A 21,093-nucleotide genomic window follows, 5' to 3' on the forward strand; every position below is an offset into this window, starting at 1 on the left:
TCCTCATCCGGACATGATGGCCGAGAATCCTTACCCGCCGGTACGTGACGCTGGACACGCCGCGCCCGTCCACCACGGAGCGCCGGGGGCCCGGCAGCCTCCGCGCCCGCGCCGCGGCCCGGGATGGCAGTCTGTGCCCATGCGTTCGCTTCTGTGCGCGGCCGGTGCCGCGGGAATCCTGTGGTCGGCGGCCGTCGTGCCCGCGGCCGCCGACGAGCCCGACGGCTTCACCATCAGCGACCCCCGGATCACCGAGGCCAGCGGACTGGCGGCCAGCCGTACGCACCCCGGGATCTACTGGACCCACAACGACAGCGACGACGGCCCGTACGTCTACGCCGTCGACGGCAAGTCCGGCCGCGTGGTCGCCCGGATCACGCTGCGCGGCATCGGCGCGCCGCGCGATGTCGAGGCGATCTCGGTCGGCCCGGACGGTGACCTCTACGTCGGCGACATCGGCGACAACCTCGGCGGCAGCTGGAACCACGTCTGGATCTACCGCTTCCCCGAGCCGAAGCGGCTGCGCGATGCCACCGTCACCGCCACCCAGTTCGATGTGAAGTACGCCGACGGGCCGCGGGACGCCGAGGCGCTGATGGTGCATCCCAAGACCGGCCGGGTCTATATCGCCAGCAAGAAGCAGGGCGGCGGTGGCGCGCTCTACGAGGGCCCGCGGCGGCTGACCACCTCCGGCGTCAACACCTTCCGCAAGGTCGCCCCGGTCGATCTGTGGGTGACCGACGGCGCGTTCTCCCCCGACGGCAGCCGTCTGGTGCTGCGCAGCTACTTCGGCGCCCGGATCTACCGCTGGCAGGACGGCCGCCCGAAGGACCTCGGCAGTGTGGGCGTACCGGTGCAGCAGCAGGGCGAGGCGGTCACCTTCACCGCGGACGGCCGCACCCTGATGTACGGCTCCGAGGGCACCGACAGCGCGGTCGAGCCGGTCGGGCTGAGCGATGAGCAGCTGCCGGACACGGCCGGGGACGACCCGGCGAACGGTGACGGCGCCAACGGGCAGGGCGGCAAGGGGAGTTCGCAGACGGAGCTGGACCCCGGCTTCATCAAGGGGGCCATGGTCCTGGCCCTGGCCACGGGGCTGGTCGTCGCGCTCCGCAGGCTGCTGCGGCGGGGCCGGTAGGCCCGGCCCGGACGGCGGGTGGGCGCTCCACGGCGCGACCGTGGACCCCGTCAGGCTCCCGCCGGCGCGTCCCCCTCGGTCAGCCGCAGCTCGTAATGGAGCGTCCGCTGCTTCTTCAGCCGGTGCACCAGCGGCACCACCAGCCCGTGGAGCAGCGGATACTTCCGGGTCAGCGAGCGTTCGGCCCGCCGGTACTCCCGGGTCTGCGGATCCAGCAGCCGCACCCGCGCCTTGACGCTGGGCCCGGTGGGCCGCCCCCGCCAGGTGGAGGGGCAGATCTCCACCTCGGGGAAGTTGCGCATCCGCTTGGCCTTCCAGGCGTCGCCGTACGTGCGGAAGTAGGCGTGGTCGCCGTCGACGGCGAGATTCATCGGGGTGCCGACGCCGGTGCCGTCCCGCTTGTACGAGGTCAGCAGAATCGCCCCCTGCCGCTCGAAGGGGGCGAGGCCGGGGCTCGGGGGATTCGTCATGGCTCCCATACAGGCACATCCGTGCTGTTTCGTCACCTCATGGTGCGTCCGTTCGGGCGGTGCGGGCGGCGATGAGCGCCGCGAATCCGTCCAGGAGCGCGGACAGGCCCAGGTCGAAGACCAGGGCGTCGTCCTCGGCGAAGGTGTTCTCGTCCAGGGCGGCCATGGCGGGGTAGCGGCCGCTCAGCATCGCCCGGGACAGCACCGGCTCCTGTGACTGCCAGAAGTCCGCGTTGCTGATGCCGGTGCGCTTCTCGGCGAGCGCGGCGTGCAGCTCGGTGCGGGCGAGGCCGGTGAGGAAGCCGCCGAAGGACACCAGGACGTGCATCTTCTCGCGGTCGGTCAGACCGGTGCCGGCCAGCGCGCGCACCGAGTACTCCATGGAGTCCAGGGCGTTGGGGCCGAGCAGCGGGCGGGCCTGGTCGACCTGGAGCAGCCAGGGGTGCCGGTGGTACTGCTGCCGGCTGGCGTGCGCGAGGGCCTCCATCGCGGGGCGCCAGCCGGCGGCCGGGTCGGGATGGGCGTCGGCGTCGAACTCCGCGACCTGGTCGAGCATCAGGTCGAGGAGTTCGGCCTTGCCCGGGACGTAGCGGTAGAGGGACATGGTGCCGACGCCGAGGTCGGTGGCGACCCGGCGCATGGACAGCGCGCCGAGCCCGTCGGCATCGGCGACCGCCACCGCCGTGCTGACGATGCGGTCGAGGGTGAGGCCCGGCTTGGGTCCGCGGCTGGGCCGGTCGGCGAGGCCCCAGAGCAGCTCCAGGCTGCGCGAGACATCGCCGCTGCCGCTGTGTTCTGTCGTCGTCATCGTGCGGTCATCCTATGCCGCCGGGCAAAAACTGAGTACGGTGTACGCGCAATCGGGTACGGTGTACTCAGTTATCGATCCGGAGGGGAGCGGCGATGGCCGTCAGCACGAACGGGACACGACGAGGGACGGGGACGGCTGGGCGGATGCCGCCCGATGAGGCGGTGTGCGCGGAGGGATTGGAGAAGCGGTACGGCGACAAGCGGGCGCTGGACGGCCTGGATCTCACCGTCCGCCGCGGCACGGTGCACGGCCTGCTCGGACCGAACGGCGCCGGCAAGACCACGGTCGTCCGCATCCTGGCCACCCTGCTGAGACCGGACGGCGGCCGGGCGACGGTCGCCGGGCACGAGGTGACCCGGGAGCCGGACCGGGTACGCGCCAGGATCGGACTGGCCGGCCAATACGCGGCCGTGGACGGGATCCTGACCGGACGGCAGAACCTGGAGATGTTCGGCCGGCTCTTCCATCTCGGCGCCCGCCGGCCACGGGCCCGGGCCACCGAACTGCTGGAGCAGTTCGGGCTGGGCGACGCGGCCGGGAAGTCCGTCAAGGGCTACAGCGGCGGGATGCGCCGCCGCCTCGACCTCGCCGCGAGCCTGATCCTCGCCCCCGAGGTGCTCTTCCTGGACGAGCCGACCACCGGCCTCGACCCCCGCAGCCGCAACGAGGTCTGGGAGGCGGTCCGCCGGCTCGCCGCGGCCGGCACCACCGTGCTGCTGACCACCCAATACCTCGACGAGGCGGACCGGCTGGCCGACCGGATCTCCGTCATCGAGCACGGCCGGACGATCGCCGACGGCACGCCCGCCGAGCTGAAACGGCAGGTCGGCGGGGAGAGCCTGCATGTGGTGCTGCACGACCCGGCCGACCTCCCGCACGCGGTACGGGCCGTGGCGCGGGTCGCCGCGGAAGGCGTACGGCCCACGGCGGACGAGGCGGAGCGGCGGGTCACGGCCCCGGTGACGGCGGGCGTGGCGGCCCTGACCGAGGTCGCGCGCACCCTCCAGGACACGGGCGTCGGCATCGAGGACATCGGGCTGCGCCGCCCGACGCTCGACGAGGTCTTTCTGCGGCTCACCGGGCTCCCGGCGGCCGCGACCGGCAAGGAGGCGGCCGCATGAGCGCAGGAACCGTGCTGCACATCCCGCACGACGGCCACCCCGGCCCGGACGACGGCCACCCCGGCCCGGCCGGCCGGGACGACGGCCCCGCGCGCCGTCTCCACTGGGCCGTCGCCGACTGCCTGACCATCGTCCGCCGGGATCTGACCCATCTCGTCCGGCAGCCCGTCATCATCGCCTGGCAGCTGGGCTTCCCGGTTGTCTCCGTGGTGCTCTTCGTCTATGTCCTCGGCAGCGCGATGAACGTCGGCGGCGGGGTGGACTACCCGACGTTCGCGATGCCCGGCATCTTCGCGATGACGGTCTCCTTCGGTTTCATGAACACCGCGGTGGCCGTCGTCGTCGACCGCGAACGTGGTGTCACCGACCGCTTCCGTTCCCTGCCGATGGCGCCGTCGGCCGTGGTCAGCGGGCGCGGGGTCGCCGATCTGATCGGCGCGAGCGTCGATCTCGCGGCGCTGGCCGTGATCGCCGTGATTGTCGGCTGGCGCTCCCACGGCAGCCCGGCCGCCACCCTCGCCGCCTTCGGGCTGCTGCTGCTTCTGCGCTTCGCCCTCATCTGGATCGGTGTCTATCTCGGCCTGCTGGTCCCCAGCCAGGAAACGGCCGGCGGCCTCTACGCCGTCGCCATGCCGTTCGGCATGATCTCCAGCGTCTTCACCCCGCCGTCGATGATGCCGGACTGGCTGGGCGCCCTCGCCATGTGGAACCCGGTCTCGTCGACGGCCAGTGCCATCCGGGAGCTCTTCGGCAACCCGGCCACCACGGGCGGCAGTTGGGTCGAACAGCATGCGGTGCTGATGGCGGTGCTCTGGCCGGTCGCCCTCACCGCGGTCTTCCTGCCGCTGGCGGTACGGCGCTTCCAGCGGCTGAGCCGGTGAGCAGCTGAGCCGCTGAGCCGCTGAGCCGCTGAGCCGGGACCGTACCGGCACAACGCACGAGCCCCGGCGGACGACCGCCGGGGCTCGTGATGCGCGAGGGCAGGTGGCTACAGCTTGCCGATGACGTGGTCGATGCAGGCCGTCAGGGCCTCGACGTCCGCCGGGTCGATCGCCGGGAACATCGCGATCCGCAGCTGGTTGCGGCCGAGCTTGCGGTAGGGCTCGGTGTCGACGATGCCGTTGGCACGCAGGGCCTTGGCGACGGCCGCGGCGTCGATGTCCTCGTCGAAGTCGATCGTGCCGATGACCTGCGAGCGCTTGGCCGGGTCGGTGACGAACGGGGTGGCGTACTTGGCGTCCTCGGCCCAGCCGTAGAGGGTGCGCGAGGAGGTGGCGGTGCGGCGGACCGCCCAGTCCAGGCCGCCCTGGCCGTTGATCCACTCCAGCTGCTCATTGAGCAGGAAGAGGGTGGACAGCGCCGGGGTGTTGTACGTCTGGTTCTTCAGGGAGTTGTCGATCGCCGTGGGCAGCGAGAAGAACTCCGGGATGTGCCGGCCGGAGGCGTGGATGGCGCGGGCGCGCTCCAGGGCGGCGGGGGAGAAGGCCGCCAGCCACAGGCCGCCGTCCGAGGCGAACGACTTCTGCGGGGCGAAGTAGTAGACATCGGTCTCGGCGATGTCCACCGGCAGACCGCCCGCGCCGGAGGTGGCGTCGACCAGGACCAGCGCGCCCTCGTCCGCGCCCGCGACGCGCTTGAGGGGCGCGGCGACACCGGTCGAGGTCTCGTTGTGGGTGAAGCCGTAGACGTCCACGCCCTGCTCGGCGACCGGGGACGGGTGGTCGCCCGGGTCGGCGGAGACGACGGTGGGCTCCTCCAGCCACGGTGCCAGCTTGGCGGCCTTGGCGAACTTCGAGGAGAACTCACCGAAGCTGAGGTGCTGGGACTTGCGCTCGATCAGGCCGTGCGTCGCGATGTCCCAGAAGGCGGTGGAGCCGCCGTTGCCGAGGACGACCTCGTAGCCCTCGGGGAGCTGGAAGAGGTCACGTACGCCGTCGCGCACCTTGCCGACCAGGTTCTTGACCGGGGGCTGGCGGTGGGACGTGCCGAGAAGGGAGCTACCGGTGGCGGCGAGGGCGCCGAGCGCCTCCGTACGCACCTTGGAGGGGCCCGCGCCGAAGCGTCCGTCGGCGGGCTTGATGTCAGCGGGGATCTGGATATCAGCCACGGACGAAGCCTAATCCGTCGCGCTGCGGGCTTCGGCGGCAAGTCCAGCGGGTGAGATGCCGGGTGCCCATACGTTGGACGCCGGATGGGCGCCGGTGGGCGCCGGGTGGACGGCTAGGCGGGCGGGGCGTCCGCGGCATAGACGGCGGTGAGGGCGGCCGCGGCCTCGGCCATCACCCGGCGGGCCTCGGGCGGGCCGAGCACTTCCAGGGAATCGCCGAACTGGAGCAGCTGACGGACCGCGGGGAGGACGGGGTAGGCCAGGTCGAGGGTGGCCCAGCCGCCGTCTCCGGGCCTGGCTCCGGTCCCGGCGTCGTCCCCGGCCCCATCGCCGTCCCCTGCCCCGTCGCCGGCCCCCTCGCCCGTACGGGGCGGCCCGGTCAGCGCCCCGCCCAGGATCCGCACCGCCAGGTCCAGCCGCTCGCGGCGGATCCGGGCGGTCACCCGTACCTCCGCCGGCCGGTCCTCCACCTCGCGCCGCAGTTGCTGCCAGACCGCGGACAGCTCCACACCGGCGCGGCGCCGTACGGGGACCTCGGTGAGGGTCGCGGACGCCACCCGGTCGGCCCGGAAGAGCTGCGGCCTGCCGCGCCGGTCCGCGACGAGGTACCAGGTGCCGGCCTTGGCCACCAGCCCGTACGGGTCGACCGTGTACGTCCGCAACCGGGTCTCGCCGCTGTGGCGATGGGGGTCCCCCCGCGCCGTTCAGGCGTGGGGGAGGATGCGCAGCCGGAGGTCGGTGAAGACGGCGGAGTGCAGCACATCGAGGTCCACCACGGGGCTCCGGCCGGCGGGGCCGTCGGCCGGGGCGGCGGCGGGCGACGGGCGGGGCGTCCACTTGTCCGGGTCGACCAGGATGCGGCGGCCGGCCAGCTCCGCGGCCGGCCGGTGCGGGGCGGGCAGCGCCGCCATCACCTTGCGCAGCGCCGAGCGCAGCGCGTCGTCCAGCCCGAGCGCGGCGTGCGCGCCCTGCGCGGCCAGGATGAACAGGGCCCGCGCCTCGTCGGCGGTCATTCCCGTGACATCCGTACGGAAGCCGGGCAGCAGCGCGATACCGCCGTGCCGCCCGCGCTCGGCGTATACCGGCACACCGGCCGCCGACAGCGCCTCGACATCGCGGTAGACGGTCCGGGCCGAGACCTCCAGCCGCTCGGCGAGCTCCGCGGCCGGCACCCGGCCACGGGTCTGGAGGAGCAGGACGATCGAGAGCAGACGGGACGACTTCACACCCGGATTTATATATGACGGCCGATGTCAAGTTATCGCGGCAGAGTGCCCGGCATGGAGATCAACGACCTCGGCCCGCAGTCCGCCCCCGCCCTTGACCCCGCCGCCCTCGCCGCGCTCACGGCCCGGGTCCGGGGCACGGTCCTGACCCCCGGCGACGACGGCTACGACGCCGAGCGGTCCGGCTTCCAGCTGGCCCGCAGGCACCGCCCCGCCGTGATCGTCGCGGCCCGGTGCGCCGGGGACGTCGTCGCCGCGGTGCGCTTCGCCGGCGCGCAGGGCCTGCCGGTCGCGGTCCAGGCCACCGGGCACGGGCTGTCCGCGGTCACCGACGGCGGGCTGCTGATCAGCACCCGGCGGATGGCCGGGGTGCGGGTGGACGCGGCGGCCGGCACCGCGCGGGTCGAGGCGGGCGTCGTCTGGGGTCAGGTCGTCGAGGCGGCGGCCCCGCACGGACTCGCCCCGCTCAACGGCTCCTCCCCGGGCGTCGGCGTCATCTCGTACACCCTCGGAGGTGGCGTCGGGGTGCTGGCCCGGACGTACGGCTTCGCCGCCGACCAGGTGCGGTCCGTCGACCTGGTCACGGCCGACGCCCGGCTGCGGCACGTCACCGCGGACTCCGATCCCGGGCTGTTCCGGGCGCTGCTCGGCGGCGGCCACGGCATGGGGGTGGTGACCGCGATGGAGTTCGGGCTGGTGCCGGTGGCTCGGCTCTACGGCGGGCAGCTGATCTTCGGCGGCGAGCAGATCGACGCGGCGCTGACGGCGTACCTGCGCTGGACCGAAACCGTCCCCGACGAGCTGACGTCCTCGGTCGCCCTGATCGCCTACCCGGACCTCCCGCAGCTGCCCGAGTCACTGCGCGGCCGGTATCTCGCGCATATCCGGATCGCCTATACGGGCAGCGCAGCGGAGGGCGAGCGGCTGATGGCGCCGCTGCGGGCGGTGGGGCCACGGGTGAGCGACGACCTGCGCGAGATGCCCTATGCCGAGTCGCACACCATTCACCGGGACCCGGCCGATCCGCATGCCTACGACGGGGACAACGCGCTGCTCAGCGGGCTGGACGCGGCCGCGCTGCGCCGGCTGGCGGCGCTGACCGGACCGGCCGCCCCGGACATGTGCGTGGTCCAGCTGAACCATCTCGGCGGCGCGATGGCCACGGGCGGCGGCACGATGGCCGGGGGCGGCGCCAGGGCCGGCACCGTCGGCCACCGCGACGCCCGGTACGCGCTGCGCGTGCTGTCGCCGCTGCCCACCGCCATGGAGGACGGCTCCGGCGGCGACGGGGCCGACGCCGCCCTGGCGGCCGTCCGGGCACTGCACGCCGAGGCGCTGGCGGCCGTCGCGCCCTGGCGGCTCGGCCGGAGCGTGAACTTCCTCCTCGGCGGGCACGGGGACCGGCCGGACGCCGAGGAGGTGGCGCGCAGCGTCCATGACACCGATGCGCACCACCGGCTGACCGGGCTCAAGGCCCGCCACGACCCGGCGAACCTCTTCCGCTTCCACCCGGCCGCCGCGACGGCCACGGCCGCGACGGCCACGGCCACTCCGCTCGCCTGACGGCGCCACGACTCTCCCGACACCGGCCTGCCGACCGCCCATGAACCCGTCCCAGTGGGCAGGCTGGAGACATGGCTGATCGTACGGAGACGGAGAAGCGGAATCTGGCGGAGGAGTTGGCGGCCGCGGTACGGGGGGAGGTCTCGTTCGCCGCGGCCGACCGGGCACTGGTGACGATGGACGCGTCCAACTACCGGCGGGTGCCCAGAGCGGTGGTCGCGCCCCTGGACGCCGAGGATGTCGCCGCGGCGCTGCGGGTGTGCCGGGAGCACGGGGTGCCGGTGGTGCCGCGCGGCGCCGGGACCAGCATCGCCGGGCAGGCGACCGGCGTCGGCGTGGTGCTGGACTTCACCCGCCACATGCGGCGGATCGTCTCGCTCGACCCCGCCGCCCGCACCGCCGTCGTCCAGCCCGGTGTCATCCTGGACGACCTGCGCTCGGCGGCCGCCGCCCACGGACTCACCTTCGGCCCCGACCCCTCCACCCACAGCCGCTGCACCCTCGGCGGCATGATCGGCAACAACTCCTGCGGCTCGCACTCGGTGGTCTGGGGCACCACCGCCGACAGCGTCCGCGAGCTGGAACTGCTGACGTACGGCGGCGAGCGGGTACGGGCCGGCCGCGGCACCGGCCACACCGGCGCCCCCACCGGACTGCCCCCGCGCCTCCGGGACGGCGTGAAGAGCCTGGTGGACGCGGAATTGGCGCTGCTGCGCACCGGCTACCCCGACCTGCCCCGCCGGATCTCCGGCTACGCCCTGGACGCGCTGCTCCCGGAGAAGGGCACCGACCTGGCCCGCGCCCTCACCGGCAGCGAGGGCACTCTCGGCGTGCTGACCGAGGCGACCGTACGCCTCGTGGAGACCCCCGCCGCCCGGGTCCTCGCCGTCCTCGCCTACCCGGACGAGAGCGCCGCCGCCGAGGCCGCGCACACCCTCCTCCCGCACGGGCCGATGACCGTCGAGGGGATGGCCGCCGACCTGGTGGGCAGCGCGGCCGGGCTGCCCAAGGGCGGTGCCTGGCTGTTCGTCGAGATGGGCGGCACGAGCCCCGGCGAGGCGGTGGCCCGCGCCGAGGCGCTCTGCCGGGCGGCCGCCGCCGACGGCAGCACTGACCACACCGTCGTCACCGACCCGGCCGGCCAGCGCGCCCTCTGGCGCATCCGCGAGGACGCCTCCGGCACCGCCACCCGGCTCTCCGATGGCAGCGAGGCATGGCCCGGCTGGGAAGACTGCGCCGTCCCGCCCGCCCAACTCGGCCCGTATCTCCGCGACTTCCGCGCCCTGCTCACCCAGCACGGCCTGCGCGGCACCCCCTACGGCCACTTCGGCGACGGCTGCATCCACATCCGTATCGACTTCGACCTGCTGACCGCCCCCGGCATCCGCCGCTTCCGGGACTTCTCCCGCGACCTGGGCGATCTGGTCGTCTCGCACGGCGGCTCGCTCTCCGGCGAACACGGCGACGGCCAGGCCCGCGCCGAACTGCTTCCGAAGATGTACGGCCCCGAACTCGTCGGCGTCTTCGAGCGGTTCAAGTCACTCTGGGACCCGGCCGACGGCCTCAACCCCGGCATGCTCGTCCGCCCCGCCCGCCTCGACGAGAACCTCCGCTTCGAGGTACTGCCCAAGCGCCCCGTCCCGGTGGAATTCGGTTACCCGCACGACCACGGCGACTTCTCCGCGGCCGTACGGCGCTGCGTCGGCGTCGCCAAATGCCGCAACGCCACTACGGCACCGGGCTCCACCGACGTCATGTGCCCGTCCTTCCGCGCCACCGGCGAGGAACAGCACTCCACCCGCGGCCGGGCCCGCCTGCTGCACGAGATGCTGGCCGGCGAGGTCATCACGGACGGCTGGCAGTCACCCGAGGTGCGCGACGCCCTCGACCTCTGCCTCTCCTGCAAGGGCTGCCGCAGCGACTGCCCCGTCGGCGTCGACATGGCCACCTACAAGGCCGAATTCCTCCACCACCACTACGAGGGCCGCCTACGCCCCGCCGCCCACTACTCCATGGGCCGCCTCCCCCAATGGCTGCACACCGCCGCCCCCCTGGCCCCCGCCCTCAACTTCCTCGCCCGCACACCCCTGGCATCCGTCGCCAAACGCCTCGGCGGGATCGCCCCCGAGCGGCCGATCCCGCGACTGGCCGGCGAGACCTTCAGTCGATGGTGGTGGCGGCGCCGGAGGACGATGGCACCTGGTGCGCCTGGCGTGTCCGGGGCGCCGTCCCATGCAGGCACGACGGCCGGGGCCGGGGCCCCATCCGGCGGCCGCACGGTCATCCTCTGGCCCGACACCTTCACCAACCACCTCTCCCCGGAGGTCGGCCGCGCCGCCGTCCGCGTCCTGGAAGCCGCCGGCCTACGCCCCCTCCTCCCCCCAACCGCCCCACTACGCCAACCCGGCGGCGCCTTCCCCCAGCCAGCCCTTCCCCGCCTCCACCGCCCACCCCTCTGCTGCGGCCTCACCTACGTCTCCACCGGCCAACTCGACCACGCCCGCCGCGTCATGCGCCGCACCGTCGAGGTCCTCAGCCCCCTCCTCCAGGACGGCCACCCCCTGGTCGTCCTCGAACCGAGCTGCGCCGCCGCCCTCCGCACGGACCTGCCGGAACTGCTCTCCGACGACCCCCGGGCGGCCCGACTGGCCTCCTCCGTACGCACCTTCGCGCAAGCACTGGAAGAACTGGCCCCCGACTGGCAGCCCCCACGCATCAACCGCCCCGTGGCCGGCCAGACCCACTGCCATCAGCACGCGGTCCTCGGCGACGCCCCCGACCGCCGCCTCCGCGAACGCGCCGGCCTCACCGGCTCGTTGACCGGCGGCTGCTGCGGCCTGGCCGGCAACTTCGGCTTCGAACGCGGCCACTACGACGTCTCGGTCGCCTGCGCCGAGGACCAACTCCTCCCCGCGGTACGGCAATCGCCCGCCGATGCGGAAATCCTGGCTGACGGCTTCTCCTGCCGCACCCAGCTGGATCAGCTGGGCGACCGGCCGGGCCGGCATCTGGCGGAGGTGCTGGCGGAGGCGCTGGGGGAGGGGGCGTGATGTATACGTGCGGCAATATCCGCGACTGACGGGGGACGGGCCGGGCCCGGCGCTCGCACCAGAAGCCGGGCGTGAGGAGGGGCAACGCTGCCTCGCGCGTCATGGGGCCGCCCGAAGTCAAAAGCCCGGGTGGCGTGCGAGACGCGATGGTAGCGTGATCATCTGTTCGATTGGTGCACGTGGGCAGGACAGCGAGGCGCGAGAGCCCTGAACCGCCATACGCGGGACCTCCGTATCGCCGATGCGGCACGTTCCGGTGGGTGCTCTCGTATCCCGGTGCCCGTCAGCCGACGTTGCCGAGTGTGCGCATGACCGGCGCGCACTCGGTGAGAAAAGCTGCGCCACGAAAATGCGCCTGGGGGAAGCTCCATGCAGGAAAAGAGGGGAAGTTCCATGCGTGACAAGGCTCGTACGAACCACCGGGGCGGAGCGCTGCGTCGTACAGCTGCCGCTGCGTCTCTGGCCCTGATCGGGGCGGCTCTGCCGGTGGCCCTCGCGACGCCGGCCTCGGCGTCCCAGTCAGACTGCACTGCTTATCTGAAGGGGAGGGGCTACAGCGTCGGCGCCGGGGTGAAGCATGCATGTGCGACCGCGGCACATGCCTCTGGCCCGGCGGGCCGCGACATGTGCTGGCGGGAGCTACAGGAGCTCGGCGTCAAGAGCGACTACGGACTCACGGCCTGCGGCCTGGCGTAACAAGCGCAGATCGGCTTCATGGCTGACGTGACGCCAACGCACTCCGGCCTCGGCCAGGAGTACGGCGAAGGGCGGACGGCGGTGCACTCCGCGGAGCGCGATGCGCCGGCCCGAGCGGGACGACAACGCTGACAAGACCGTCAGCCCGCACGTTCGTCTTCCAACAGCAGGCCCCCGGGACTTGGTTCCGGGGGCCTGCTGCGTATACCGCCTCCGCTGCCCGGCGCGGGACTCCTCGTCTCCTGCCGCGGACCCGCCGCATGAGGCGACTTCAGGAGGACGACAGCCAGGGCGGCAGTCCCAACGGGGGCTGTGGTGACGGCCAGGGCTGAGGCCCGTCAGTGGTCCGTGATCCGGGTGGGCCCCCGCTCCGCCCAGGTGATGCCGCTGGCGTGCGCGGACCGGCTGCTGAAGCCGGCCGCCCGGATCGAGGCGACGTTCGAGGAACCGAAGGAGGCGGCCTACCGTCAGCTATCTCCCGCGCATCCGCGCCCATCAGCCGGACCGCGCGTACGGGGCCCTGCGTGGCGAGGGCCGTCCAGGTAGCCAGGCGATCCGCGTGGACAGGCCGATACACAAACCGCTCGCACCAGAAGCCGGGAGTGGGGAGGTTCGATGCTGCCTCGCCCGTCATACCGCCTCCCGAAGGTGACGGGCCCGAACGGGGGGCGCGGTGCGAGCCTGGGCGGCCGGACGCGCGGTGAGCGCGTAGGTGCACCCCTCCGCATCAACTGCACGGATGACGACGGGGATTCCGGCAGCGAGGCCGTCCCTCGCCCACCGGTATCCGGCCGCATCCTCCAGCCACGCATGCACCACACCGTCATACGGGGCGCCTAATTGCTGCGCCACGTGCTCCGCCCGTGCCCGGATCCACCCCAGCGCCCGGCCCGGCGAGGGCGACGTCCAGCCGCCGAGGTCGATCGAGGGACCGCCCGGATAGCGGGCCGTAGCCTCCGCCCGGTAGGCCATGGGCAGCCCCGGTGCCGTCAGAGGCCGAGCGGCCCCGGCCCCGGTGCCGGTCCCGAGGTGTCGCCTGCCGCCGCCCCACCCAACTCGCCCAACTCGACCCACACGGTCTTTCCGGTGCCGTCCCGGACGACGCCCCAGCCACTTGCCAAGGCGTCCACCAGCACCAAACCACGCCCACATTCCTCGTCCTCCTTGGCCTCGTTCATCACAGGCAGTTCGTCGCTCGCGTCCCGCACCTCCAGCCGGAGGCGACCGCCCGACCACACGAACCGGACCCCGACCTCCGCGCCGGCGCCCGCTGGCGCCCGCACGGCATTGGTGACCAGCTCGGACAGCAACAGCTGGGCGGAGTCGGCCAGTTCGCCACTGATGTGCCAGACCTGAAGCTGCCGCTGGAGTGCCCGACGGGCCTGGCCGGGGCACCGTCTGTCGCCGGGGAAACAGTGGGCAGCAGCGGGCAGCGGGTCGGTTGTGAGTCGTGTTGCTACTGGTCGGGCGCGTGTGGACATAGCTATCCCCTGAGGAGCGCGACTAGAGAGCCCGTAGCGTGAAACATCACAGCGTGACGGACTGGCACTTACCGTGACAGCCGGGACGGTTCGCTCGCAAGAAGTTCTCGGGAATTAATTCCCAAGAGGGATAGCCTCAAGATCGAGGTTGCAGGGCCGAGTGAGGCAACTGGAGACTGGGCCCACCGTCTACAGGAGGCCAGGGGTGACGAGTCAACGAGTGGGCGAGGGGCGGAAATCCACCGTCCTGGGAAGGAAGCTCGGCGGGGAACTGCTGAAGCTCCGTGATGCGAAGGGGTTCACTCAGCCTCAGGCCGCACGGCATCTCACAGCTACCCAAACGAAGATCGCCAAGATAGAGCGCGGATTCTCGCCCGTGCGCGACCCTGACCTCCACGCTTTGTGTGATCTGTACGGACTGGATCGGGTCGCTCCTGAGAGGGAACGCTTGATCGCGCTGGCCAAGACCGATCGTGAACGCCGCCGGGCAAAAGGCTGGTGGGAGGAGTACACCGACCTGGGCGACCTGCTGGAATACATCCAGCTTGAGGCCGGGGCGTCCAGGATCCGGACGTTTCAGAACCAGCTGGTCCCAGGCCTGCTGCAAACGCCGGAGTACGCCCGTGCGGTGGCCGTGGCGGACGACGCGTGGGAAGACCCGGATGAAGTCGACCAGTTCGTAGCTGCGCGGATCAGCAGACAAGCCCGGCTCACCGACGATCGGCCGCTGGAACTGTGGGCGGTCCTATCCGAAGCCGTCCTGCGTCAGCAGGTCGGGGGTCCGGCGGTTATGCGGGGGCAGCTGGAGCGTCTCCTTGAAGCGTCTGCGATGCCCAACATCAAGCTTCAGGTGTGGCCGTTCGAGGCTGCCGCGCATGCAGCGATGAGCGGTCCCTTCGTGATTGTCGGCTTCGAAGAACCGGCTTCTCTGGATGTCATCTACCTGGAGACCGCTGGATCGCGGCTGTGGCTGGAGCGTGAGGAGGACGCGAACAGACATCGAGCGCTGTTCGATAGCGTACGGAGAATCGCGCTGTCTCCTGAAGACACCCGCGTCCGGCTCACGAGCCTGCTGAAGGAGAACCGGTGACCACATTCAGGTTTTACAAGTCCAGCTACAGCGGTTCGCAGGGCGAGTGCGTGGAAGTGGCCCGCAACGTCCCGCTGGTCACTGCCATACGCGACAGCAAGGACCCCGCCGGCCCTTGTCTCATCGTGGGCTCAGGCGCTTGGGCCTCGTTCATGGAAACGCTCAAGGCGGGCGACCCGGCAGTCCTCTGAGGCTGACGCCGAGCCCCTGGCGGGCAGGAACGCTCGCAAGCGATACGAGTGCCCCGGACCAAGATTTTGGCCGGGGCGCTTGCCGTCGTTCGAGGCCTCAGTGCACGGCCTCCAGTGCCTTCACAATGATCGCCCGCGCCTCCGCGCCGTACACGGCCATGCTGCTTAGCTGCTCGAACGCCGCCAGGTACAGGGCGATTTCGGAGGGCTGGGTGATGTTCACCTTTGCGGACACCAGCTCGATCGACACCAGGTTCTCGTCGTACCAGCTCGTCGCGTACCTTGTGGCGCCACTCGGTGTATGCCGACTCGGAATTCGGTGACTGGGGCATTGCGTGACTCCTCGTACATCCAGTTGAGGCATTATGAAGAACAGAGCGATCTTCGGGCTCTGTGGATGACGTTCTGCGCCTCGGTGCCGTAGACGGCGGACTTCTGGAGCGTGTTCCAGACCTTCAAGTAGGTGGTGACGTTGTGCGCGTCGTCCAGCCACAGCTCCGCGTGCCAGTCCTCGGTGATCGCCAGCCGGTCGTCCAAGACGCAGAATCCGTTGGCCGGGGCGAGCTTCAGCGGTGCTGCGAAGGGGACGATGCCCAGCGAGACGCTGTCCATGCCGATGACGCCGGTGAGTCGGTCGAGCTGGGCGACGAGTACGGAGGGTGGGCAGATGAGAGCGTGGAGGGCTGCTTCCCACATCAGGACGTGGAGCTTGTTCCCTGATTCGTAAAGCCATTCCTGTCGCTTCAGTCTTGCCCGTACCGCTTCGTCTGTGTCGGAACTCGTTTGCTCGAACTCCGAGTATCGGATGAAGACATGGTGCGCGTATTCGGCGGTTTGCAACATGCCTGCGATGACGGCTTCCTCCCATATGTGGAGGACTTTGGAACGTGCTACCTCGGCGTTCCAGCCTTGCTGCACCGGAAGGTGGCCAGAGGCCAATTGCCGACGCCACGAACGGATGTGGGATTCGAAACCCGCAAGCCGAGCGAGCAGTTCGGCCGTAGCCTCTGGATGGCCCGTCGCCTCGGCCCACGCTCGCAGATCTTCGGCGGTGGCCGTCTGGTTTCCGTTCTCCAGCTTGTAGATCTTGGAGTGGACGCAGCCGAGGCGGGCGGCCAGCTGTGGACCGGTGAGCTTGCCCGTCGGGCAGAATTCCCGTAGTTCTCGGAGTCTGGCCCCAAGGGCGACCCGGGCTTGCTGATAGTCGGTGCTCACCAGTTCACACTCACTATTCTGCGGCAGACACCTCCGCCGCGAACGTCTCGTAGGGGATGGCGTGATGCAACGCGGCGTCACGCACCTGGCAGTAACGGATGACCTCAGCCGGTTCGGTGATCAGCTCGATGTTCAGGAGGACGTCGGTGTCGTCGAAGTTCAGCAGGGCGACCAGCCGGGAGTCAAAGATCCAGAAGTCTTCTGCGGGAAGGTGCAGTCGTTCTGCGTCGGCACGCCACAGATTGCGTACGTCCTCTCCCGTGGCGGCGTTGCACTGCGAGTAGCCGAGAAGGTAGAGCTGACCGTTTGTCGGTGGGTGCACGCCGAATGCTTGAAGGCTTCGAAGAGCCTGCGGAACTGCTCCTGATCGATGATGTCAGGCACGCGCTCGATCTCCTTCGGGCCCCAGTTCACGAGCAGTTCGCGGGGTACGACGACCGCGGATTCCTCCGGAGTGAAGTGCTGGAGCTGTTCAAGGTCTAAGGCATCGCTGAGCGGGACTCCCTGGACGATGATTTCGCCCGTTTCCAGGTCCTCGTGCAGAGCGGGACAGCCGCCGTGCTTACTGTCCGTGCCCACGAAACGCAGTCGTCGTGCCATGGCCGGCTCCCTCGTGTCGGGGTGGTGGGTGAGCCTCCAGCATCACCGGGTCTCGGAGCCCCGCACCAGAGCTTGCACTCGGTCGTGTGAGAACAAGAGAGAACATTCGGCCATTCTCCGAGAACATCGGAGAACATTGCGTGGCGGTGTCTCGGCCCGCTTCCTAGCGTCCTGCTCATGACCGCACCCACACACGCAGCAGTGGCAGAACCCGTCGAGCAGGCCGAATGAGCACTCCCACGAGTGCGTCCACGACGCACCGCTGCCCCGAGTGCGAAGCCCTGGAGCGCGGCCGTAAGCAGGCCGAAGTGGAGCGAGACCTCAGCAGGGTGACCGACTTCAACGTCCTGATCGTCCGGCACCGGTTGACGCACCCAACGGAGCCGTGAGCCGGAGCAGGCAGTCCTGAAAACTCCCGCCCCGGCCGCCATTCCCTGGCAGGACACGGCCGGAGCGGGTGGGGGCCCGCGAGGGGCCCTCGCAAGTGCACGACGACGCGCGGACCGACCGTGCGTCGACTCAGCACCCGAGGAGATGACCATGCGCTACCGCCTCGACCCGGTCAAGTACGGCGGCGACGAGGACGACAACCAGGGAGGCAATCCCAACGGCGGCTGCGGCGACGGGCAGGGCTGTGGCCGTCAGTAGTCCGTGAACCGTGGGCGGCCCCGGCCCGGACCTCGGGTGGGGGCCGCCCATTCGGATCAGTTCACGGAGTGGAACGTGCGACATCAGGGAGCGAGATGGCCGGACCTCACCACCACGCCTATGTCTGGCTCGGCAGCGGCGACGTCCTTGTGAAGCCGGGGGACGCGCACCGCCGGCCGGATCACCCGGAGTTCCGGGCCGCCCAGGTGATGCCGCTGGAGTGCGCGGACTGGCTGCTGAAGCCGGCCGCCCGGATCGAGGCGACGTTCGAGGAGCCGAAAGGGGCGGCTGAGTGGTATGCCGCTCAACTTGCCCACTACGCAGGGCTCTTCGTGGGCTCGTATCCGCCGGAAGCTTCGTACGGGGAGACCGTACGGGCGCTGTCCGCCGGTGAGGACCGGGTCGGGGGCTGGTGGGTGAGCGGAGGGCGGTTTCTGTCGCTGAATCTGATCGCCTGTAGTCCGCACCGGGCGCGGCCGGATCGGGCGTGTCCGGTGCGGTAGTCCCCGGGGATGGGGCGTAACTGTCCCGGGTGGGCGCCGGAGGAGCCCGAGGAGCCAGAGGAACCGGGAACGCAGGCGCTCAGGCCGCCACTTGCTCCGGCTCCTCGTCGGCGGACCCAGGCCCTGGCAGACTTCCTCCACACCTACAACCACCACCGCAGCCACACCGCACTCGGCGGCCGGCCACCCATCAGCCGAGTTAACAACGCTCCAGGTCAAATACACCTAGGGGTTGGTGAAGGAGCCGAGCGCGTCCTCGCCGCTGGTCCACCAGACGCCGAGCCGCTGGCGGGTCAGCCGCCAGCCGCCGGCGTCCCGGGCGAAGTCCCAGTCGTAGGGGCCGCCCATGGCATACGGCGAGGCGGTCCGGCCGGGATCGGCGACGGCCACGAACCACATGTAGCCGACGCCGGTCGCCCGGTCGCCCCGCACCTGGAAGTCCATGTTGAGGATGTGGTGCTGCATGCTGGTGTACGGCGCCTCGGCCGCCACGACCTTGGCCAGCACCGCCTCGCGGCCGTGGACTTGTTTCCACGGGCCGAACTCCAGCACCGCGTCCTCGGCCCAGCACTCGATCCAGGTGCGCCAGTCCCTGCGGTCCAGCGCCCGCCAGCCGTGGATCATCAGCGCCCGCAGGGACTCCTTGTCCTCCAGACGCTGTAGGCGTGAGGCGAGGGCGTCGTCGGGGGAGGGGGCGGGGGTGGGAGTGGGATTGGGATTGGGAGTGGGTGACATGGTTGCTCCTCTGAGGGGGCCGGATGTGCCGCCGTGCCGGATGCGGCAACTCTGTGTCGGCGACAGCCACTTCTCCAGGGCGGGCCGAGGCCGGGTGCGGCGCACCCAGGCAGGGGGCTTGATGCGGTCCTGCCATTACCTGGGAGGTAATCGCCGGACCGTCCGGCGCTGGTGAGAATGGTGCTCTCTCCGCGTCAGCAGTGCGCAGGGGCCGGATTGGAGTGATCAGATTGCCGTCAACCACGTCTGCGACCACCCGTGCCGTGGTGGAGGAGTTGCTGCGCCGGATCGGTGAGGGCGACCCCGAGCGCATCGCGGAGCTGTATGCCGAACGGGGCGACTGGAAGCTGGACTGGCCGGAGGCCGAGCACGGTCGTCCGGCGACTCCGTGGATCCGCCACCGCTCCACCCGCGCCGATGCCTCCGCCCACTACCGCGAGCTGGCCGAGCACCATGTGGCCGGGCAGGCGGCGACCGAGATCGAGCGCATCCTCATCGACGGCAACGACGCGGTCGTGTTGGGCGAGATCCGCCAAACCGCCCGCTCCACCGGGCGTGCTTACCGCGCTCGGTTCGCCCTGCACCTCACGGTCGAGGACGGCCTGGTCACTCGGCACCACGTCTACGAAGACAGCCTTGCCGTCGCCCAGGCTTTCGACGCCGGCAGGGCCGGGTAAGCCTCGCTGATTCTCCGCCCCCTCTTGGATGGCGACACCAAGCATGCTTGGATAGTTTCACTGTCCAATGGAGGTGCAAGAGCATGCGGCTGGCGGAGCTGAGCGAGCGCAGTGGTGTGTCCACCGCCACGATCAAGTACTACCTGCGCGAAGGACTGCTCCAGCCCGGGCGCCGGGTCTCCGCGACCCAGGCCGAGTACGGGGAGGACCACCTGCGGCGGCTGCGCCTGGTGCGGGCGCTGATCCAGATCGGCGGGGTTCCGGTGGCCGCCGCGCGCGAGGTGATCGCCGCCGCGGAGGACGAGTCGCTGGACCACCACCTGCGGCTGGGCGCGGCGACCTGGGCGCTGCCCTGCGCCGAGCGGCCCGCCGAGGACGACCCGGCGGTGGCCACCGCCCGCCGCTCGGTGGCGGCGCTGCTGGAGCGGCTGGGCTGGTCCGCCGACTCCGGCCCGGACCTGCGCGACCCCGCCCACCGGCGGCTCATCGACTCGGTCGCCGCGCTGGTCCGGCTCGGCTACCCCTGCGACACCGAGCAGTTGCTGCCGTACGCGCAGCTGGCGGCGCAACTGGCGGTCACCGACCTGGACATGGTCGAGGAGCAGCCGACCCCGACCGAGCAGATCGAGGCGGCCGTCGCGCTCACGGTGCTGTACGAACCGGTGCTGCTGAGCCTGCGGCGCATGGCCCACGCGGAGGAGTCGGCCCGGCGGTTCTGAGGCGTCGCCGCCCTCCTGCGGCCCCGCGTCCCGCCCCCCCCGAATCGTCAAGCCCCTCCGTCCCCATCACCCCCCGCCGTCCCGCCCCATCACCTCACGGGCCAGCCGGATCAGGTCCGGGATCCGCGGGTGCCCCGGGCCGTCGCGCCAGGCGATGACGACGGGGACGGGTGGGGCGTCGGTGAGGGGGACGTAGGCCATGGCGGGGTGGGGGTGCATTTCGGCGGTGGCGGAGGTGGTGACGCCGACCGCGCGGCCGCCGGTGATGGCGGCCAGCCAGTCGTCGGTGTTCCCGATGGTGATCGTGGCGGCGGGGCGGGCCGAGGGCGGCCACAGGTCGAGGGAAGTGACGCCGGAGACGGTGTTGACGGCGATGGTGCGGTCGGCCAGATCCGCGAGGGAGAGGGCGGTGCGGTGGGCGAGCGGGTCGTCGGCGGGCAGGCCGGCCACCCGGGGCTCGGTGGTCAGCCGCTCGGTGATCAGGCCCGGCGCACGGACCTCGCCGCGCAGCAGGGCCGCGTCCACTTCGCCGCGGGCGAGACCGGCCGTGCGGTCGTCGATACGGAGGAGTTCGAGCGGGGTCGCCGGGTGCTCCTCGTGCCAGCGGCGCAGCAGCGCGGTGGTGTCCGTACCGGCGCCCGCCCAGGCATGGCCCAGCCGCAGCGGCCAGGCGCTGCGGTGGGCATAGCCGAGCGCCCGGTCGAAGGCGGCCACCGCGACCGCCGCCCGGTCGCGGAAGGACAGCCCGTCGGGGGTGAGCGCGAGGTGATGGGTGGAGCGGTCGACGAGGTGGACGCCGAGGGCCTGTTCCAGCTGGCGCAGGGTGCGGGAGACGGCGGGCTGGGTCAGATGCAGCCGCTCGGCGGCGCGGGTGATGCTCAGGGTGTCGGCGATGGCGAGAAAGCAACGGAAATGACGCAGCTCGATGCTCATGCGCGCGGAGCATAACAACAGGGGAAAAGGCATTTCACGGACCGGAACGGCGGGCCGTAGCGTGGTGGCGTGAACGCTTCGCCCGAGACTCCCGATGGCGGTACGCCCGCCACCCCCGC

Annotated in this window: 18 protein-coding genes and 3 pseudogenes; 11 read left to right on the forward strand and 10 right to left on the reverse strand. The window is 71.3% G+C overall.

Annotation, left to right across the window (positions count from 1 at the left end; genetic code table 11):
* Positions 1-139: 139 nt before the first annotated feature.
* Positions 140-1,138 carry a hypothetical protein gene (locus AC3EUV_RS05995; protein WP_432143537.1) on the forward strand — a complete coding sequence of 333 codons (999 nt, stop codon included), beginning with the start codon at positions 140-142 and terminating at the stop codon, positions 1,136-1,138.
* A 50-nt stretch (positions 1,139-1,188) separates the two neighbouring features.
* Here AC3EUV_RS05995 and AC3EUV_RS06000 read toward each other — a convergent pair whose 3' ends face one another.
* Positions 1,189-1,608: a PPOX class F420-dependent oxidoreductase gene (locus tag AC3EUV_RS06000; protein ID WP_432143536.1), complete on the reverse strand. Its 420-nt coding sequence runs from the start codon at positions 1,606-1,608 to the stop codon at positions 1,189-1,191.
* Between the two features lie 37 nt (positions 1,609-1,645).
* A complete protein-coding gene (locus tag AC3EUV_RS06005) occupies positions 1,646-2,416 on the reverse strand; it encodes a TetR/AcrR family transcriptional regulator (protein WP_432143535.1) in 771 nt (256 codons plus the stop codon).
* A gap of 146 nt (positions 2,417-2,562) precedes the next feature.
* On the opposite strand from AC3EUV_RS06005, the gene AC3EUV_RS06010 reads away from it, so the two are divergent.
* Positions 2,563-3,540 carry an ATP-binding cassette domain-containing protein gene (locus AC3EUV_RS06010; protein WP_435602456.1) on the forward strand — a complete coding sequence of 326 codons (978 nt, stop codon included), beginning with the start codon at positions 2,563-2,565 and terminating at the stop codon, positions 3,538-3,540.
* Positions 3,537-4,421, forward strand: coding sequence for an ABC transporter permease (locus tag AC3EUV_RS06015; RefSeq protein ID WP_432143534.1), 885 nt, complete (start codon positions 3,537-3,539; stop codon positions 4,419-4,421). The genes AC3EUV_RS06010 and AC3EUV_RS06015 overlap by 4 nt, the downstream gene beginning before the upstream one ends.
* Before the next feature lie 107 nt (positions 4,422-4,528).
* Here AC3EUV_RS06015 and serC read toward each other — a convergent pair whose 3' ends face one another.
* Complete coding sequence (gene serC, locus AC3EUV_RS06020; RefSeq protein ID WP_435602333.1) at positions 4,529-5,647, reverse strand: phosphoserine transaminase; 1,119 nt, start codon at positions 5,645-5,647, stop codon at positions 4,529-4,531.
* 113 nt (positions 5,648-5,760) lie between these two features.
* Positions 5,761-6,873 (reverse strand): annotated as a pseudogene (locus tag AC3EUV_RS06025) (helix-turn-helix transcriptional regulator).
* A gap of 54 nt (positions 6,874-6,927) precedes the next feature.
* On the opposite strand from AC3EUV_RS06025, the gene AC3EUV_RS06030 reads away from it, so the two are divergent.
* Positions 6,928-8,436, forward strand: coding sequence for an FAD-binding oxidoreductase (locus AC3EUV_RS06030; RefSeq protein ID WP_435602334.1), 1,509 nt, complete (start codon positions 6,928-6,930; stop codon positions 8,434-8,436).
* A 71-nt stretch (positions 8,437-8,507) separates the two neighbouring features.
* Positions 8,508-11,486 carry an FAD-binding and (Fe-S)-binding domain-containing protein gene (locus AC3EUV_RS06035; RefSeq protein WP_435602335.1) on the forward strand — a complete coding sequence of 993 codons (2,979 nt, stop codon included), beginning with the start codon at positions 8,508-8,510 and terminating at the stop codon, positions 11,484-11,486.
* Between the two features lie 1,685 nt (positions 11,487-13,171).
* On the opposite strand, the gene AC3EUV_RS06040 is transcribed toward AC3EUV_RS06035, so the two are convergent.
* Complete coding sequence (locus AC3EUV_RS06040; RefSeq protein ID WP_435602336.1) at positions 13,172-13,663, reverse strand: ATP-binding protein; 492 nt, start codon at positions 13,661-13,663, stop codon at positions 13,172-13,174.
* Positions 13,664-13,868: 205 nt separating this feature from the next.
* Here AC3EUV_RS06040 and AC3EUV_RS06045 point away from each other — a divergent pair, with 205 nt between their 5' ends.
* Complete coding sequence (locus AC3EUV_RS06045; RefSeq protein ID WP_435602337.1) at positions 13,869-14,753, forward strand: helix-turn-helix domain-containing protein; 885 nt, start codon at positions 13,869-13,871, stop codon at positions 14,751-14,753.
* On the forward strand, positions 14,750-14,944 hold the full coding sequence (locus AC3EUV_RS06050) for a DUF397 domain-containing protein (RefSeq protein ID WP_435602338.1): 195 nt from the start codon (positions 14,750-14,752) through the stop codon (positions 14,942-14,944). The genes AC3EUV_RS06045 and AC3EUV_RS06050 overlap by 4 nt, the downstream gene beginning before the upstream one ends.
* 97 nt (positions 14,945-15,041) lie before the next feature.
* On the opposite strand, the pseudogene AC3EUV_RS06055 reads toward AC3EUV_RS06050, so the two are convergent.
* The 3 genes and pseudogenes from AC3EUV_RS06055 to AC3EUV_RS06065 all read right to left on the reverse strand — a co-directional run.
* Positions 15,042-15,209: pseudogene (locus tag AC3EUV_RS06055) on the reverse strand (DNA-binding protein); the annotation flags it as partial.
* Between the two features lie 98 nt (positions 15,210-15,307).
* Positions 15,308-16,159, reverse strand: coding sequence for a helix-turn-helix domain-containing protein (locus AC3EUV_RS06060; RefSeq protein ID WP_435602339.1), 852 nt, complete (start codon positions 16,157-16,159; stop codon positions 15,308-15,310).
* A 13-nt stretch (positions 16,160-16,172) separates the two neighbouring features.
* Positions 16,173-16,759 (reverse strand): annotated as a pseudogene (locus AC3EUV_RS06065) (DUF6879 family protein).
* A gap of 227 nt (positions 16,760-16,986) precedes the next feature.
* Between AC3EUV_RS06065 and AC3EUV_RS06070 the strand changes: the two are divergent.
* Together AC3EUV_RS06070 and AC3EUV_RS06075 are read left to right on the forward strand one after the other, a co-directional pair.
* Complete coding sequence (locus tag AC3EUV_RS06070; RefSeq protein WP_435602340.1) at positions 16,987-17,148, forward strand: hypothetical protein; 162 nt, start codon at positions 16,987-16,989, stop codon at positions 17,146-17,148.
* Between the two features lie 354 nt (positions 17,149-17,502).
* Positions 17,503-17,910, forward strand: a complete 408-nt coding sequence (locus AC3EUV_RS06075) for a hypothetical protein (RefSeq protein WP_435602341.1) — start codon at positions 17,503-17,505, stop codon at positions 17,908-17,910.
* A gap of 225 nt (positions 17,911-18,135) precedes the next feature.
* On the opposite strand, the gene AC3EUV_RS06080 is transcribed toward AC3EUV_RS06075, so the two are convergent.
* Positions 18,136-18,645 carry a nuclear transport factor 2 family protein gene (locus tag AC3EUV_RS06080; protein ID WP_435602342.1) on the reverse strand — a complete coding sequence of 170 codons (510 nt, stop codon included), beginning with the start codon at positions 18,643-18,645 and terminating at the stop codon, positions 18,136-18,138.
* Positions 18,646-18,875: 230 nt separating this feature from the next.
* Here AC3EUV_RS06080 and AC3EUV_RS06085 point away from each other — a divergent pair, with 230 nt between their 5' ends.
* Both AC3EUV_RS06085 and AC3EUV_RS06090 read left to right on the forward strand, forming a co-directional pair.
* Entirely contained in the window at positions 18,876-19,322 is a 447-nt protein-coding gene (locus tag AC3EUV_RS06085) for a nuclear transport factor 2 family protein (protein ID WP_435602343.1), read from the forward strand.
* A gap of 83 nt (positions 19,323-19,405) precedes the next feature.
* Positions 19,406-20,041, forward strand: a complete 636-nt coding sequence (locus AC3EUV_RS06090) for a MerR family transcriptional regulator (protein WP_432143520.1) — start codon at positions 19,406-19,408, stop codon at positions 20,039-20,041.
* 66 nt (positions 20,042-20,107) lie between these two features.
* Here the strand turns inward: AC3EUV_RS06090 and AC3EUV_RS06095 are convergent, their stop codons facing one another.
* A complete protein-coding gene (locus AC3EUV_RS06095; protein WP_432143519.1) occupies positions 20,108-20,974 on the reverse strand; it encodes a LysR family transcriptional regulator in 867 nt (288 codons plus the stop codon).
* Between the last annotated feature and the right edge of the window lie 119 nt (positions 20,975-21,093).

The sequence above is a fragment of the Streptomyces sp. bgisy130 genome (assembly GCF_057708345.1).